13 protein-coding genes are annotated in these 16,254 nt (G+C 70.7%); 8 read left to right on the top strand and 5 right to left on the bottom strand.

What is annotated here, in order from left to right:
* Positions 1-477: 477 nt before the first annotated feature.
* From ACFRAQ_RS28175 to der, 6 genes are all read left to right on the top strand, one after another.
* Positions 478-1,374, top strand: a complete 897-nt coding sequence (locus ACFRAQ_RS28175) for a ParA family protein (RefSeq protein WP_379104972.1) — start codon at positions 478-480, stop codon at positions 1,372-1,374.
* A 278-nt stretch (positions 1,375-1,652) separates the two neighbouring features.
* A complete protein-coding gene (locus tag ACFRAQ_RS28170) occupies positions 1,653-2,510 on the top strand; it encodes a segregation and condensation protein A (protein WP_379104970.1) in 858 nt (285 codons plus the stop codon).
* A gap of 518 nt (positions 2,511-3,028) precedes the next feature.
* Positions 3,029-3,649 carry an SMC-Scp complex subunit ScpB gene (scpB, locus tag ACFRAQ_RS28165; RefSeq protein ID WP_357287243.1) on the top strand — a complete coding sequence of 207 codons (621 nt, stop codon included), beginning with the start codon at positions 3,029-3,031 and terminating at the stop codon, positions 3,647-3,649.
* Positions 3,650-3,661: 12 nt separating this feature from the next.
* Positions 3,662-5,173, top strand: a complete 1,512-nt coding sequence (locus ACFRAQ_RS28160) for a pseudouridine synthase (RefSeq protein WP_379104913.1) — start codon at positions 3,662-3,664, stop codon at positions 5,171-5,173.
* Between the two features lie 5 nt (positions 5,174-5,178).
* Positions 5,179-5,907, top strand: coding sequence for a (d)CMP kinase (gene cmk, locus ACFRAQ_RS28155; protein WP_379104911.1), 729 nt, complete (start codon positions 5,179-5,181; stop codon positions 5,905-5,907).
* Complete coding sequence (gene der / locus ACFRAQ_RS28150) at positions 5,904-7,319, top strand: ribosome biogenesis GTPase Der (RefSeq protein WP_379104909.1); 1,416 nt, start codon at positions 5,904-5,906, stop codon at positions 7,317-7,319. The genes cmk and der overlap by 4 nt, the downstream gene beginning before the upstream one ends.
* A 63-nt stretch (positions 7,320-7,382) precedes the next feature.
* Here the strand turns inward: der and ACFRAQ_RS28145 are convergent, their stop codons facing one another.
* Both ACFRAQ_RS28145 and ACFRAQ_RS28140 read right to left on the bottom strand, forming a co-directional pair.
* Positions 7,383-8,135, bottom strand: coding sequence for an SDR family NAD(P)-dependent oxidoreductase (locus ACFRAQ_RS28145; RefSeq protein ID WP_379104907.1), 753 nt, complete (start codon positions 8,133-8,135; stop codon positions 7,383-7,385).
* A gap of 108 nt (positions 8,136-8,243) precedes the next feature.
* Positions 8,244-8,867 carry a hypothetical protein gene (locus ACFRAQ_RS28140; protein ID WP_379104905.1) on the bottom strand — a complete coding sequence of 208 codons (624 nt, stop codon included), beginning with the start codon at positions 8,865-8,867 and terminating at the stop codon, positions 8,244-8,246.
* Positions 8,868-9,166: 299 nt separating this feature from the next.
* Between ACFRAQ_RS28140 and ACFRAQ_RS28135 the strand changes: the two genes are divergently transcribed.
* Positions 9,167-11,419, top strand: coding sequence for a bifunctional serine/threonine-protein kinase/ABC transporter substrate-binding protein (locus ACFRAQ_RS28135; protein WP_379104903.1), 2,253 nt, complete (start codon positions 9,167-9,169; stop codon positions 11,417-11,419).
* Here ACFRAQ_RS28135 and ACFRAQ_RS28130 read toward each other — a convergent pair.
* Together ACFRAQ_RS28130 and ACFRAQ_RS28125 are read right to left on the bottom strand one after the other, a co-directional pair.
* Complete coding sequence (locus ACFRAQ_RS28130; RefSeq protein WP_379104900.1) at positions 11,416-12,720, bottom strand: hypothetical protein; 1,305 nt, start codon at positions 12,718-12,720, stop codon at positions 11,416-11,418. The genes ACFRAQ_RS28135 and ACFRAQ_RS28130 overlap by 4 nt on opposite strands.
* 86 nt (positions 12,721-12,806) lie before the next feature.
* A complete protein-coding gene (locus ACFRAQ_RS28125) occupies positions 12,807-13,694 on the bottom strand; it encodes a LysR family transcriptional regulator (RefSeq protein ID WP_357287061.1) in 888 nt (295 codons plus the stop codon).
* A 116-nt stretch (positions 13,695-13,810) separates the two neighbouring features.
* On the opposite strand from ACFRAQ_RS28125, the gene ACFRAQ_RS28120 reads away from it, so the two are divergent.
* Positions 13,811-15,298, top strand: a complete 1,488-nt coding sequence (locus ACFRAQ_RS28120) for an MFS transporter (RefSeq protein ID WP_379104897.1) — start codon at positions 13,811-13,813, stop codon at positions 15,296-15,298.
* Here the strand turns inward: ACFRAQ_RS28120 and ACFRAQ_RS28115 are convergent.
* Positions 15,269-16,216 carry an alpha/beta hydrolase family esterase gene (locus ACFRAQ_RS28115; RefSeq protein ID WP_379104895.1) on the bottom strand — a complete coding sequence of 316 codons (948 nt, stop codon included), beginning with the start codon at positions 16,214-16,216 and terminating at the stop codon, positions 15,269-15,271. The genes ACFRAQ_RS28120 and ACFRAQ_RS28115 overlap by 30 nt on opposite strands.
* Positions 16,217-16,254: the final 38 nt, after the last annotated feature.

The raw sequence follows: 16,254 nt of genomic DNA, 5'->3' as shown, positions 1-16,254 counted from the left end.
TGTCGCCCCGAGGCTCTCCCACCCGGTCTGCGGTCCGCGGGCGTGGCGCGCACGGGATGTCACTGGAGGAACGCCCACGGGCGCCTGTGAGAGCGCGTTGTCCGCAACCGGACTCCGCCGACCGGGCTCGCGGCGCAGTTGCGCCATACCCGTATCCTCCAATTCCGCCGATTCCGGTTTATCCGGTGCTTCGGGCGCGGAACATGACCCTGAACCCGTAACCTGCTGTGCCACAGTGCAACGAGACGTCCAGGACCGGTCCTCGGCCCGGCTCGGGCGTCTGTACCGGGTCTGAAGTGCAGGTTTAGGGTGCGTGTCCGAACGTTGGTCTCGCGCGAACAGGCGGTAGCGTCTAGGAGGAAACCCGATCGCACACGCGGCCGGGTGCGTCGTCCATTCCAGGCCGGTGGGCGGGGCAAGGGCAGGAACGTCGAAGGAGCAGCGGACGTGACGACTACCGGTGGTGCGGGCCAGCGGATCGAAACCGCCGCGCAAACACTGTGGGAGGCACCCGATGTGGTGTCCGACGGCAAAGAGGTCGGTCCCACCGGACGCCCGCTGCGCGAGATTCCCGAACCGCCCGAACCGGACCACACCGGCCCCGCGCTGATCGTCGCCATGTGCAATCAGAAAGGCGGGGTCGGCAAGACCACCTCGACCATCAATCTCGGTGCGGCGCTGGCGGAATACGGGCGCAAGGTGCTGCTGGTGGACCTGGATCCGCAGGGCGCGCTGTCGGCGGGACTCGGTGTGGCGCATCACGATCTGAACGTGACCGTGCACAACCTGCTCGTCGGCCCCGGCAAGGTGAATCCCGACGACGTGCTGATGAACACCAAGGTCGACGGCATGGATCTGCTGCCCAGCAATATCGACCTCTCGGCCGCGGAGATCCAGCTCGTCAACGAGGTCGGCCGCGAGCAGACCCTGGGGCGCGCCCTGGCGCCGCTGCGCGACCGCTACGACTACATCCTCATCGACTGCCAGCCGTCGCTGGGCCTGCTCACCGTGAACGCCCTGGCCTGTGCCGACGGCGTCATCATCCCGATGGAATGCGAGTACTTCTCGCTGCGCGGACTGGCCCTGCTCAACGACACCGTGGAGAAGGTGCGGGACCGGCTGAACCCGGAGCTGACCCTGTACGGCATCGTGGTCACCATGTTCGATGCCCGCCTATTGCATTCGCGCCAGGTCATGACGCGCGTGGTCGAGGTGTTCGGCGACCTCGTGTACGACACCGTGATCTCGCGGACCGTCCGCTTCCCCGACGCCAGCGTCGCGGGTGAGCCCATCACCACGTGGGCGCCGAAATCCGGTGGCGCGGAAGCCTATCGGGCAATGGCCCGGGAAGTCATCCAGCGGTCGGGCCGTTGAGCGATCCTCTCGACTCGGCGTCCGGCCACGACCTCGCGGACGCGGATTCCAGCATGCCCGGGGATGGGTCGCCGGTAGTGAGCGACATCGTCGGCGCTGGTGAGGACGTTGCCGGTGCGGACATCGGCGATGCGGATGTGGCCGGGCAGGACCCGGCCGGTGTCGTCGCGGACATCGCCGGGGCCGGTGCGGACGAGAACGCCGACAGCGCGACCGCGCCGGGTTCGTCGGTGGTGTCCGATATCGCAGGGTCCGGCGCTGTGGCGAAGCCCCCCGCGATGGACGCTGCTGTGGCATCCGAAAGTTCGGACAATGCGGGCAAATTCCATCTGAAGCTGGCCAACTTCGAGGGCCCCTTCGACCTGCTGCTGCAACTGATCAGTTCGCGACGCCTCGACGTCACCGAGATCGCGCTGCACAAGGTGACCGACGAGTTCATCGCCCACACCAAGGCACTCACCTCCCGCTTGTCCGAGGTGAAGGGCCTGCGGGCGGACAAGGTCCTGGACCAGACCACCGAATTCCTGCTCATCGCCGCCACCCTGCTCGATCTGAAGGCGGCCCGGCTGCTGCCCTCGGGCGAGGTGTCCGACGAGGAAGACCTGGAGTTGCTGGAGGCGCGCGACCTGCTCTTCGCCCGGCTGCTGCAGTACCGCGCGTTCAAGCAGGTCGCGGAACTGCTGGGCGAGCTGGAGGCGGCGGCGCTGCAACGGTATCCGCGCGCGGTGTCGCTCGAGGAGCGGTATCTGGCGCTGTTGCCCGAGGTTACGCTGGGGGTGGACGCCGCGGGATTCGCGGAGGTCGCGGCCACCGTGTTCCGGCCGCGTCCGCGACCGCGGGTGGGGCTGGATCACATCCACGCCCACGCCATCTCGATCGCCGAGCAGGCCGCGCTCGTGCTGGAGATGCTCAAGAACGCGGGCGCGGGTGGCTGGACGACCTTCCATGAACTCTGCGCCGACTGCGAGCTGCCGATCCAGATCGTGGCCCGCTTCCTCGCGCTGCTCGAGCTCTACCGCGGCAAGACCATCGAGTTCGACCAGCCCGACCCGCTGGGCCCGCTGTCCGTCAGTTGGATCGGCGAGCTCGAGGACCAACCCGCCCAACCGGTGACGATTGAAGAGGACTACGGGTGACCGAGGTGCACACCATGGATGACGACGCGCAGGACCAGCCCGCCGGCAGCCAGCCCGCACCCCGGCCGACTCTGGCCGAGCAGATCATCGCCGAAGCGGCCGCGGCCGCCAAGGCCCGCGCGGCGGCCGGACCGGACGCGACCGAGTCCGCGGCCGCCGCCGAGCCCACGCCCGAGGTCGCCGAGCCCGGCGATGGAAGCGTCGAGGCAACCGCCGACGGTGCCGAGGCCCTGGCGGAGCCTGTGGTGCCCGCTGACGAAGCTCTTCCGCTCGAGGTTGCTACCGAGAGCCCGGAGTCCGATGCCGAAATCTCCGGGCGGGCGGCCGACATCACACCGGGCGAGGCCGAAATCACAGCGCTCCGGGACGAGGTCACATCGGCAGCGAACGAAGTCACAGTGCCCGATGCCGAAACGCCCGATGCCGAAGCGGCTCAGGCCGACGCTGCGGACACGGGGGCAGTCGCCGCGCCGCCCGCTCTCGCGGTCGATCCGCAGGAGTTCGACGACGAGGACGAGCTGTCGGAGGCGGAGTTCCGGTCCGCGCTGGAGGCCATGTTGCTGGTGGTCGACGCGCCCGCGCCGACGGAACTGCTGGCCTCGGCATTGCGGGATCACCCGGTCCGGGTGGAGGCGGCGCTGCGGGAGATGTCGGCGGAGTTGACCGCGCGGCGCAGTGGCATGGATCTCAGGTTCGTCGGCGACGGCTGGCGGTACTACACGCGGACGGAATTCGCTCCCTATGTGGAACGTATGCTGTTGGACGGCGCACGATCGAAACTGACTCGCGCGGCTTTGGAAACCATGGCGGTGATCGCGTACCGTCAACCGGTTACCCGAGCACGCGTGAGCGCGGTGCGCGGCGTGAACGTGGATGGCGTGATCAGGACCCTGCTGGCGCGGGGGCTGATCGCGGAGGCCGGAGCGGACCCGGAGACCAACGGCACTCTGTACATCACCACCGAGCTGTTCCTGGAACGGATCGGGCTTGCGTCACTGGCGGATCTGCCGCCGTTGGCCCCGCTGCTCCCGGGCGTCGACCTGATCGACGAGATCAACGAGAGCTTGGAGACCGACCCCCGGTACACCAGGCTGAAGAAACCGGCCGAGGCGGATATCGACCTCGGCACCGAAGACTGAAATTAGGACAACGTGAATACACCCGCTCGCCGAGATGGCACACCGGATCGTAGGAAACGTGGCAGCGAACCGCCCCGTGGCGGTTCCCGCGCCGCCCGAGGCCGGACCGGAGACGACCGGTCCGCTGCCGGCGGCAATTCTTATGGCGGAGCCCGTGGCGGCTCCACGTCGCGCGGCTCGCGCGGCGACTCGCCCTCCTGGGGCGGCAATTCCCGCGGTGACTCCCGCGGCGGCTCGGGTTCGTACGGCCGGGACTCGGATCGTTCGCGCGGTGGCGCGGGGTCCTCTGGCCGTGACTCGGACCGTTCGCGTGGCGGCTCGGGTTCGTACGGCCGGGATTCCGACCGTTCGCGTGGCGGCTCGGGTTCGTTCGGTCGTGACTCGGACCGTTCGCGCGGTGGCGCGGGTTCGTACGGCCGGGATTCCGACCGTTCGCGCGGTGGCGCCGGTTCGTACGGCCGGGATTCCGACCGTTCGCGTGGCGGTTCCGCTCCCCGCGGCGAAAGCCAGTGGGGCGCAAGCGGTTCCCGTGGCGGCGCGCCCGCTCGCGGCGGCTCGGGGTCCGGCTTCGGCGGTCAGGGCGGTAACTCCGCGCGCGGCAACCAGTCTCGCGGTATCGGCGGCGGTCGCCCGCTGGCCCCGCACACCTCGCCGAACACCACCGGCAAGAAGAAGACCGCCAAGCCGGAGCGCAAGATCGTCGCGCCCGTGCTGATCAGCAATGCCAAGCCCGCCCGGCACCAGCACGTGGACTTCGAGGAGCGGGCTCCGAAGAAGCTGCCGTGGGGTGAGGGTGAGCGCCTGCAGAAGGTCCTGGCCAAGGCCGGTGTGGCCTCGCGTCGCGTGGCCGAGGACATGATCGACGCCGGTCGTATCGAGGTGGACGGCAAGATCGTGCGTGAGCAGGGTCTGCGCATCGATCCCGAGACCGCGGTGGTCCGGGTCGACGGCGTGCGCGTGGTCATCCGCTCCGAGCAGGTGTACCTGGCGCTGAACAAGCCCAAGGGCTGGCAGTCGACCATGTCCGACGAGATGGGCCGCCCGTGTGTGGGCGATATCGTGGCCGAGCGGATCGCCGCCGGTCAGCGCCTGTTCCACGTCGGCCGCCTGGACGCCGACACCGAGGGCCTGCTGCTGCTCACCAATGACGGTGATCTGGCGCATCGGCTCATGCACCCCTCCTTCGAGGTGTCCAAGACCTACCTGGCCACCGTGAACGGCGAGGTCCGCAATCGTGAGGTCGGCAAGCAGCTCAAGGACGGCGTCGAGCTCGAGGACGGGCCCGCGTCGGTGGACAAGTTCCAGGTGCTCGAGGTCGGCAACGGCAAGTCGCTGGTGAAGGTGGTGCTGCACGAGGGTCGCAAGCACATCGTGCGCCGCCTGCTGGACGCCGTCGGGCATCCGGTGACCGCGCTGGTGCGCACGCACGTCGGGCCGATCGCGCTCGGTGATCAGCGGCCGGGCACGCTGCGCGTGCTGGGCCGGGACGAGGTCGGGAAGCTCTACGAGGCGGTGTCGTTGTGAACGGTGTGGGATCTCTGATCGATGCGGCCGGCGCCCTGACCGGTTCGGCGAAGCTGGTCGTGGCCATGGACGGCCCGTCGGGCACCGGCAAGTCGAGCGTGTCGCGCATGCTGGCGACCCGGCTCGAGGCCAGCTACCTCGACACCGGCGCCATGTACCGGGTGGCGACGCTGCGCGTGCTGCGCAGCGGCGTGGACCTGGACGACGCGGCCGCCATCGCCGTCGCGGTGAAGGAACTGCCGCTGACCATCGGCACCGATCCGAGCCGGGAGGTCATCCTGCTCGACGGTGAGGACGTCTCCGGTGAGATCCGCGGCAACGCGGTCACCCAGGCGGTGTCCGCGGTGTCGGCGGTGCCCGAGGTGCGCGAGCAGCTGGTCGCGCTGCAGCGGGAGCTGTCGGCGGCGGCGGGCCGAATCGTGGTGGAGGGCCGGGACATCGGCACCACCGTGCTGCCAGCGGCGGATGTGAAGATCTATCTGACCGCGTCGGCCGAGGCCCGCGCGCAGCGCCGCAACGCGCAGAACATCGCCGAGGGGCGGGGTGACGATTTCGCGGGTGTGCTGGCCGATGTGCAGCGCCGCGACACCCTGGACTCGACGCGCAAGGTGTCGCCGCTGCGTCCCGCCGAGGACGCGGAACTGGTCGACACCAGCGATTTGAACAGGGACGAGGTCATCGACGAGCTGTATCGCGTGGTGGCCGCACGTATTTCGGCGGGAGGCTCGCAGTGACGCAGGACACCTTCGCCGGCGATGGGATCTGGTCGGACGAATCCGACTGGGATATCGCCGAATTCGAGGGCGAGCAGGACGCCGAGCACATTCCGCTGCCGACGGTGGCCATCGTCGGCCGCCCCAATGTCGGCAAGTCGACGCTGGTCAACCGGATTCTAGGCCGCCGCGAGGCGGTCGTGGAGGACATTCCGGGCGTGACCCGCGACCGGATCTCCTACGAGGCCACCTGGGCCGGTCGCCGTTTCCTGGTGCAGGACACCGGCGGCTGGTCGCCCGACGCCAAGGGGCTGCAGCAGTCGGTGGCCCGGCAGGCCGAGGTCGCCATGAACACCGCCGACGCGATCGTCGTGGTGGTGGATGTGACCACGGGCGCCACCTCCGCCGACGAGGCGGTGGCGAAGACGCTGCGGCGCAGCAAGACTCCGGTCATCCTGGTCGCCAACAAGGTCGACAACCAGAAGCTGGAGGCCGACGCGGCCGAGCTGTGGTCGATGGGTCTGGGCGAGCCGCACATGATCTCGGCCGCGCACGGTCGCGGTACCGGTGATCTGCTGGACGAGATTCTGGCGAAGCTGCCCGAGACTCCCCGCGAGGGCACGGGTCTCAGCGGCGGTCCGCGCCGCGTGGCGCTGGTCGGCAAGCCGAACGTGGGCAAGTCGTCGCTGCTGAACAAGCTGGTCGGTGAGGAACGGTCGGTCGTCCACAATGTCGCCGGCACCACCGTCGACCCGGTCGACTCGCTGGTCGAATTGGGCGGCAAGCCTTGGCGTTTCGTGGATACCGCGGGATTGCGGCGCAAGGTGAGCAATGCCTCGGGGCATGAGTTCTACGCCTCGCTGCGCACCAAGGGCGCGATCGAGGCCGCCGAGGTGGCGGTCATGCTGATCGACGCCTCCGAGCCGGTCACCGAGCAGGACCTGCGGGTGATCTCCATGGTGGCCGAGACCGGCCGCGCCCTGGTGATCGCCTACAACAAGTGGGATCTGGTCGACGAGGATCGGCGCGAGATGCTCGAGCGCGAGATCGACCGCGAGATGGTCCAGGTCCGCTGGGCCCAGCGCGTCAACATCTCCGCGCACACCGGCCGTGCGGTCCAGAAGCTGGTTCCGGCCATGGAGACCGCGCTGGAGTCGTGGGACAAGCGCATTTCCACCGGCCGCCTGAACAACTGGCTCAAGGAGGTCATCGCCGCCACGCCGCCGCCGATGCGCGGCGGCCGCCTCCCGCGAGTCCTGTTCGCCACCCAGGCGTCCACCCGGCCGCCGACGTTCGTGCTCTTCACCACCGGCTTCCTCGAGGCGGGCTACCGCCGCTTCATCGAGCGGAAGCTGCGCGAGGAGTTCAACTTCGACGGTTCTCCGGTCCGGGTCAATGTGCGTGTCCGCGAGAAGCGCGACCGCAAGAAGTAACCCGACCCACCTCGGCATCGGCCCGGGCGACGGCATCTGCGTCGCCCGGGCCGATTCGTCTGCCTAGAGAGCCATCTTGCCGTTGTCGACGGTGTAGACGGCGCCGTGCACGGCGGAGGCTTCGTCGGAGCAGAGGAAGCTGATGATGTTGGCGACCTGCTCGGGTTCCATGAGGCCGCGGGGGCTGGCGGTCTTCAGGATGAGCCGGTAGTCGGGGTCTTCGGGGAAGGTGAAGTTCTCGAGCATCGGCGTGGTCATGCCGCCCGGGCAGACGGCGTTGACGCGGATGCCGGCGCCATCGAACTCCAGGGCCATGGCCCGGGTGAGGCCGATGAGGCCGTGCTTGGCGGCGCAGTAGCCCGCCGAGTAGGCCTGGCCCTCCACGCCCGCGATCGAGGCCACGTTGACGATGCAGCCGGTGCGTTCGAGCAGGTGGGGGAGGGCGGCGCGGGAGAGGAAGAAGGGCGCGCTGAGGTTGACGGCGAGGTCGTGCTGCCATTCCTCGTCGGTGACCTGACCGGTGTGGCGCATGGTGTGCGCGCCCGCGGCGTTGACCAGGATGTCGAGCCCGCCGAAGCGGTCGACGCAGGCCCGCACCACCTGATCGGCCGCCGCCGGATCGGCGAGATCGGCGGCGTGCCAGGCGGTGTCGGGTCCGTCGAAGGTGTCCTTCAGCCGCGCCTCGTCGCGGCCGGCTCCCAGCACGCGAGCCCCGCCCGCGATCAGCTGCCGCGCCACCGCCCGGCCCAGGCCGGAGGAGGCTCCGGTCACCACCGCGACCTTGCCGTCGAATCGACCGCCGCCATTGCCCGACATACCCGTCTCCCATCGATCGCCGGGTGGCCGGAAGCCGCCGCCCGCTGAAACGGGTTCTAAATTAGCCGGGTGGCGCGGCCGGGGCGACCGCGCCATCCGGGTTGCGGGTCAGACCAGTTCGGGGACGCGGAGGTGAGCGAGGGCCAGTTCGAACTCGGCGACCTCGGTGACGGCGATGCCGGCCTGGGCGGCGGCCCTGGCCCGCATGTCCGCGGCTTCCTGGGCGGTTCGGGCCAGGGCCTCGGCGCTGTCGAAGGTGGCGCAGGAGACGCCACGCCCGGCGGAGCGATCGACCATCAGGCTGACGCTGCAGAAGCCGTCCATCTGCTCCATGGCGGGCATGGCCATCGAGCGGAAGACGTTGATCGCCGAATCGATGCGATCGGCGTCGGCCCGGGTCCAGGTCACGCGGGCGCACGCGCCCTCGTCCGCGTGGTGCAGGCGATGCAGGGCGGCGATCTCCCACTCCTCGATGAGCGGGCCGTCACCGCCGAAGATGTCCCGGGCGCGGTTGCGCAGTTGGCGCACCCGGCTGGCGCTGTCGTGCATCGCGTTCTCGGACTCCCACGCGGTGGTGACGATGCAGCGGCCGGATTCCCGGTCCACCAGCAGCGACAGACCCACCCAACCGGGCATACCGCCCAACTCGGACATCACTTCATCGCGCATGAATGCAATCCCGGCATCGATAGAGGACAGCTGCGCCTGAATCGTGTTAGAGCGTGCGTACACCTTCGATCCACCTCCTCTGTTGCGGGGGCGACGCCCGGGGTGACGCCGCCGACGCCTCTCAGCCTGCTCCAGCCCGTTCGCCGTGGCAATACCGGGGCATACCTGGAGCAAACCGGACAGGATGAGCGGCCCGCGCGCCGGGTCGGCGCTCGCGAGGCGCCGGACGGTCGACTAGCCGCGGCCCGCGGGCGATGGCCGAACCCGCGCGGGGCGGCGGGCGAGCCCGTGTCGAGGAGCTGAGACGGCGGGTCCGAGCGGGTAAGGTTCGTGGGAATGTGCGGGGTGCGAAGGGCCGAATTGTGCGTGCGGGTACGGAATTCGCGGGGTATCTGATCGAGCGGAAGCTCGGCGGGGGCGGGATGGGGGAGGTCTTTCTCGCCCGGCATCCGCGGCTGCCCCGGCTGGTGGCGATCAAGGTGCTGGCGCGGGAGCTGGTGACCCAGCTCGAGACCCGGTCCCGGTTCGAGCGGGAAGCCGAACTCGTTGCGCGGCTGGATCATCCGAACATCGTGGGTGTGCACGATCGGGGCGTCTCGGGCGGGCGGCTGTGGATCGCCATGCAGTACGTGGACGGCGGCGACGCCTCCGCGCTCGACCCGTTCACCCTGCCCGCCGCCGAGGCCGTGCGGATCGTCGGGGAGACGGCCAAGGCGTTGGACTACGCGCATTCGATGGGCGTGATCCACCGGGACGTGAAGCCCGCCAATATCCTGCTCGGTCGTGACGCCGGCGGGCAGGAACGTCGAATTCTGCTGACCGACTTCGGAATCGGGCGGTTGCGCGACGATTCCGCGCAGATCACCCGCACCGGGACACTGGCCGCGACCATCACCTATGCCTCGCCGGAGCAACTGTCGGGGGCCGCGCTGGATCAGCGCTCGGATCAGTATTCGCTGGCCTGCACCCTGTTTCGGCTGTTCACGGGGTCCACGCCGTATCAGGCCGAGACGGCGGCCGCGGTGGTCGCGGGGCACCTGCAGCATCCGGTGCCGAAGGTGACCGATCGGCGGCCGGAGCTGCCCGCGGCACTGGACGCGGTGTTCGCGCGGGGCCTGGCCAAGCGGCCGGAGGATCGGTTCGACACCTGCCGGGACTTCGCCGAGGCTGCGGCGCGGGCGCTTTCGGGCGCCTCGGAGTCGACCGTGCCGCCGCTGACTGCGGCCGGGACGCCGCGGCCGGCGGCGGCGACGATCGGGTCGACGGGCGTCACCGCCGCGACCGTCACCGTGTCACACGGCCGCACCGTGCTCGACGACCCGGGACTGCGGCCGGAGCCGGTGACGGCCGCCCGGGTGCGGTCCGGTCGCCGGCTGGCGGCGGGAGTCGGCGCGCTGGTGGTCGCCGTCGCGGCAGCGGCGGGAATCATCTGGGCGGCACAGGGTTCCGGACCGTCCGGCCTCGCCAGTCCGGTGAGCGTGACCGGTCCCTACCCGGCCACGTACCCGGGTTTCGTGCCGCTGACCCAGATCGACGGGCTCGGCGCCAAGGTGGTCGCGCCGGCGTCGGTGGCCGACCCCGCCAATGACGGCCGCCTGCCGTGCGACCCGGCGACCATCGCGGCGGCGCTCCCGCTGACCGGCTCGGACGCCGCGCTCGGCCGCACCGTGCTGGGCGCGGTGCGGCTGGCCGTCGATCAGTTCGTGAAGGGCGGAAACCCGCAGGGCGGCAACAAGGTCTGCCCGATCACGGTGCGCGAGTTCGATACCGCCGGGGATCAGGGGAAGGCGGCGCGGGTCGCCGAGCAGATCGCCGCCGACGACTCGGTGGTGGCGGTGATCGGTCCGGCGCTGTCGAAGGAGGTCATGGCCGCCGGGAAGACCTTCGACGCGGCCGGGCTGCCGTTCCTCACCCCGGTCGCGACGAATCCGCTGCTGGCGCAGTCGGGGTGGAGCGGTTTCTTCCGCGGCCTGGCCAATGACAATGCCGAGGGCCCGGCGTTGGGTCGATACCTCACCAATACCGCCCGGTTCTCGCGGGTCTGCGTGGTCCGGGACAGCGGAGGCGGTTTCGGGGTGTCGCTGGCGGGTGCGGTGGTGGAGGGCCTCGGTCCGGCTTCGGTGCCGGCGTGCGAGGTCAGCGTCGATCTCGGCGGCGATACCGGGCAGGCCGTGTCGGCCATCGCCGCCGTGAACCCGGACGCGGTGTTCTACGCGGGCTATCCGGCAGCCGCCGCGACCCTGCTGGCGAAGCTTCGGAAAGCCGATGTCACAGCCACTTTCGTACTCGGCGACGGCAGCTACGACCCCGCGTTCAAGTCCGCCGCGGGGTCGGCGGCCACCGGTACCCTGGTGGCGTGTCAGTGCGGGCCCGCCACCCAGCGCTTCCTCGACGAGTATCGCGACGCCACCGGGACCGCCGCGAACCCGTACGCCGTCGAGGCCTACGACCTCACCGCGATCGTGCTGCGGGGCATCGTGTCCGGGCACGGCGGCCGCACCGCATTGCGTGACTACCTGCACGGCTATCACGGCGACGGCCTCGCCCACACGTATGCCTGGTCCACCGGCGGTGAGCCGTCCGAGCCGCGGATCTGGCTGTACCGGGTCGCCTAGTCCGTTCGCTCGGATTCGGGGGCACGGGGTTTCGGCTGCGACGGCTCGTCGCGTTCCGGCCGCAGGCGGCGCAGCACCAGCATGGCCGCCAGGCATCCGGCGCCCAGGCCGATGGCCGTCCACGCCGCGCGGTCCCCGGCCGTGCTGACGCGGTCGGGCAGGGACGGCAGCGCGTCGCAGCCCCGGTATTGCAGGGTGAGCGCCGCGGTCGGGACCAGCACGACGCCCAGTGCCAGGACCGTGCTCGCGGCCAGGCGGGTGGTGACCGCGCCGAAGCTGTACCCGGCCAGTCCCGCGTAGAGGCACCCGCCGAGCAGCGCGGCCCACGAATCATGGTGCTGCGCGCCGGAAGCCAGCAGCGCGAAGACCGACAGCCCGACGCTCGCCGCGGCGGCGGCCACCGGCTGCGGGCGGGGGAGCAGAACGCCGGCGAACAGTCCGAGCGCCAGGATCGCGAGCACCGGCGCGAGTTTCCAATGGGCGTGGACGGTCGCGAGGGCGCCGCCGGTCGCGGTGAGCGACACCGCGAGCAGCGTGAGGGTGCCGTCGCGGCCCGGCAGGAGCAGGGCCGCGATCAGGGCGGCAGCGACGACCGCGACGAGCCACGCGGTGATGGCGATCCAGCTGTGGGTGCCCGGGGTGAGGCGTTCGGAGGCCACCGCGATGGTCGTGATCACCACCGCCGCGGCCACGATCGGCGCGAACGGCAGCTGCACCGACGTCGGATGCGTGGTGCTGGTCCGCCCGCAGACCACCGCGCACACCGCGAGCAGCACCGCCGCCAGCACTGCCAGCCAGTCCGGCGGCAGATCCACGAAGGCGCGTTCGAGCACCGACAGGTTCCCGTTCTCGGCGGCGATGGTCTCGATGTGGCGTCCGAGCAGGACACCGGTGAGCCCGCCGAGCAGGTAGCCGACAGCGGGCGGCCGGTACCGCAGTGCGGCCGCCCCGGCCGCGCCGAGCAGCACGCCGCCGGCGAGCGAGTCGAGGAAATTGGCGGTGGCCAGGGTGGCGGAGGTGGAGGCGACCAGCAGATGGTCGGTGGCGAGGACCAGCGCCGCGCACGCGCCGGTGGCCCACGCGGTCCGGTTGCCGAGCATGCGCACGAGCACCGCGGCCACCACGGCGAACACCGCGCCGGTGGCGGTGGCCCGGGGCACGGTGATGGTCAGCAGTGTCATCTGCATGGCGGACGAGTCGGTGCCGCACCCGGCGTCGTAGGGCACGATCAAGGCCATGCCCGCGACCGCGGCGGCGATGCCTCCGCCCAGTGTGTCGAGGGCCGCGCGATAGCGCTGCACGGGCGGCTCCCTGGAGTCGAAGCGACAGAACAGTTACCGTTCGGCAACGGTAACAGTGCGCGGGCTCGCCGGGACAGTGCGCGGGCTCAGCGGGCGGGGCGGCGAGCCGCCCGGTCCACCGCGAAATCGCGGAACCGGCGTACCGCCTCCGACGGTGTCGCGGTCGCCGACCAGATCAGCCCCACATCGCGCGACGCCCCCGCGTCGGCGAGCGGGACCACCGCCAGGTCCGGCGGCGGCGGTTCCTCGGCGGGCACCAGCGCCACCCCGAGCCCGGCCGCGACCAGTCCGTGCACCGTCACCAGGTCACTGGCCTCGAAGGCGATGCGCGGCCGGATCCCGGCCGCCGCGCACAGGTCGTCGAAGATGCGCCGCATCCCGAATCCCGGATGCATGGTGATGAATTCGGCGTCGGCCAGCTCGCTCAGCCGGGTCCGGCGCTGCCCGGCCAGCCGATGATCGGCCGGAACCGCCAGCACCAGCGGCTGATTCAGCAGCATGTGCCACCCGATGCCGGGCTCGCTGGGCCGCGGCGACACCAACGCCAGATCGGCCTCCCCGTCGAGGACCTGGCGCGTGATCGCCTCGGCCGCGCCCTGGAACAGCCCGAAGTCGACCCGTCCGGCCCCGCGCCGGAATTCCGCGATCAATTCCGGCGCCAGCCGGCTGCCGAAGGAATGCAGGAACGACAGCCGCACCACCCCCTTGGCCGGATTGACCCGGTCGGCGACCGCCTGCTCCCCGGCCCGCAGTTCCGCGCGGGCGCGGCGCGCGTGCTCGTAGTACAGGCGGCCGTACTCGTTGAGCCGGATGCGCTTTCCGTGCCGATCGAACAGGGGAGCGCCCAGCCGCCGCTCCAACCGGGCGAGCATCCGCGACAGCGTCGGCTGGGCGAGATGCAATCGGTCGGCCGCCGCGCTCACATTCTCGGTTTCGGCGAGTGTCGTGAACCACTCCAGATCCGCGCCGAGCACACCGCCTCCTCGCTATATACCGCAATGGCATGAGCCTGACGACAATCATGCATTTCCGATCTAAGTGCCGGTCACGCACCCTGGATCTCGTACCCGATCCATCCTGGGAGGACCCGATGACCAGTGCTGATCAGCGGTTGAGCACGCGAGGGCCGATCGGTGCGCCCACCGGACCGGCGATCGACGCGCCGAAAGATCCGGAGCTCACCGCACCGCGTGCGTTCGCTGAGCCGGACGCGCGACTCGCCACGACGGAACGCGCGGGACCGGCCGCGCCCCCGGCGTCCCATGATCGCCCATCGGTCCGGCACGCGACGGACGACACGGACTCGGCCGGACGGGTGGCCGTGGCGGACCGGGCCGAGGCGGATGGGTCCGCCGAGTTCACCGGAGCTCACGAAAAGCGCGTCACCGTAGCGCTTTTCGCCGCCGGACTGACCACCTTCGCGGCCATGTACTCCACACAGTCGCTGCTGCCGAGCCTGTCGGCGGCGTTCGGGGTGCCGCCCGCGCACGCGGCGCTGGCGGTGTCGCTGACCACGGGATTCCTTGCGCTGGCGATCATTCCGGTGGGTGTGCTGTCGGCGCGGATCGGCCGCACCCGGGTGCTGATCGGGTCGGCGGTGGCGGCCGCGGCGCTCGGGTTGCTGCTGCCGTTGTGCCCGACGATGGACACGCTGCTGGCGGTGCGAGCGGTGCAGGGTGTCGCGCTGGCCGGGGTGCCCGCGGTGGCGATGGCGTATCTGGCCGAGGAGGTCGGCGCGAGCGGGCTGGGTTCGGCGATGGGGGTGTACATCGCGGGGACGAGCATCGGCGGGTTGTCGGGACGCTTGATCCCGTCGCTCACCCTCGGGCTGACGTCGTGGCGGTGGGCGGAGTTGACGGTGTCGCTGGCCGTGGCGGCGGGCGCGGTGTGGTTCGCGCGGACGCTGCCCGCCTCCCGCGGATTCGCCGCGCGCCCGGCCGGTTTCGGGACACTGCTCGGCGATCTCGCCCGGCAGGTGCGCGCTCCGCGCCCGGCCGCGCTGTTCGGGCTCGCCTTCCTGCTCATGGGCAGTTTCGTGTCGATCTACAACTACCTCGGCTACCGGCTGACCCACCGCCCGTTCGGCCTGTCCGAGGCGGTGGTCGGACTGGTGTTCGTGCTGTACCTCGCGGGCACGGCGGCGTCGGCCTACGCGGGCCGGCTCGCCGATCGCCGTGGCCACCACCGGATCCTGGTGGTGTCCCTGGCGCTGATGGCGGTCGGCCTGGCGGTGACCATCCCGGATCACCTGAGCACGGTGCTGATCGGCATCCTGCTGCTCACCACGGGATTCTTCGGCGCGCACACCGCGGCCAGCGCCTGGGTCGGCGCGCTGGCCGAGAACCGCGGCGCCGCATCGTCTCTCTACATGTTCGCGTACTACCTGGGCAGTGCGGTGGTCGGCAGCGCCGCGGGGATCGCCTACGCGGCGGGCGGCTGGATCGGCCTGGTGGCCTGTGTGGCAGTGCTTTTCGCGGTCGCCGCGCTGCTCACCGCCACGCTGTCGCCCCGGAGCCCCGAGCGTGCCGGAACTCCGGAGCCGCGACTGTCAGGGCAGCGGGTTGGCGTTCAGCAGTGACCACATGCGGTTGTTGACGTCGGTCGCGGCCGCCGAGCCCGGGGTGGGCCACAGGTGGGCCTTCGTCGCGTCATCGGTGGTGTGGTACAGCCGGTACAGCATCTGGGTGCCCGACGCGCACGAGTAGCGCTCGCCCTTCACCACCGCGGTGCCGGTCTCCGAGGCCGGGGTGGCTCCGCAACTGTCCTTGGTGCGCCACAGGTCTCGATGCTGCTCGGCGACGATCTGCCACACGATGGGGTCGTTGTCGTTGAGCATCACGCCGAACGACAGCTTGCGGGTGGTCGGGCAGTCGTTGGCGTCCCACGCGCCGCTCGGCCCGGCCCACACCGCGGCCGAGGCGACCAGATCCGAGGCGGAGCACGCCATCCGGGAGGTCATCTGCCCGCCGTTGGAGTGTCCGATGAAATGCACGCGCTTGGGGTTCACGCAGTAGTCGTTGCCGATGGCGTGGACCAGGCTGCGCAGGAACGGAACGTCGTTGGCGGGGTTGGAGGCGCTGAACTCCCAGGCCCATTTGTCCGCGGCGCCGTCGTTCTTGCCGCCCTGGGGGTAGGCGACGATGAACTTCTTGCTCTGCGCGACCGCGGTCCAGCCGGTGGCGGTTTCGAAGTGCGTCGGGTTGTCCTGGCCGCCGTGCAGCGCGACCACCAGCGGCGCGGCGCCGCTCAGCCCGGACGGCACGAACAGCCGGAAGGGACGGTTGACCCCGTTCTTGTCGGGCAGGGTCAGCGCGAGGGTGCCGCCGGTGGCCGCGCTCGAGCATCCGGCGGGCGAGGGCGGCAGGGGGGCGTCGCAGGTCAGACCGCACGGGGGCAGGCCGACCGCGTTCGCGGGGGCGGCCGCGACACCGGTCATCGAGAGTGCGAACAGTGCTCCGACCGCGGCCATCGCCAGCGCTCTGAATCTGAGCCTCACTGTAATCACCTGTCTGTCAAGCAGTTTCGTGGGGACTG

It is taken from the genome of Nocardia sp. NPDC056611 (assembly GCF_042792755.1).
Taxonomy (GTDB): Bacteria; Actinomycetota; Actinomycetes; order Mycobacteriales; family Mycobacteriaceae; genus Nocardia.
The sequence above is the reverse complement of the archived record's forward strand: the minus strand, read 5'-3'. Positions and strand labels throughout refer to the sequence as shown.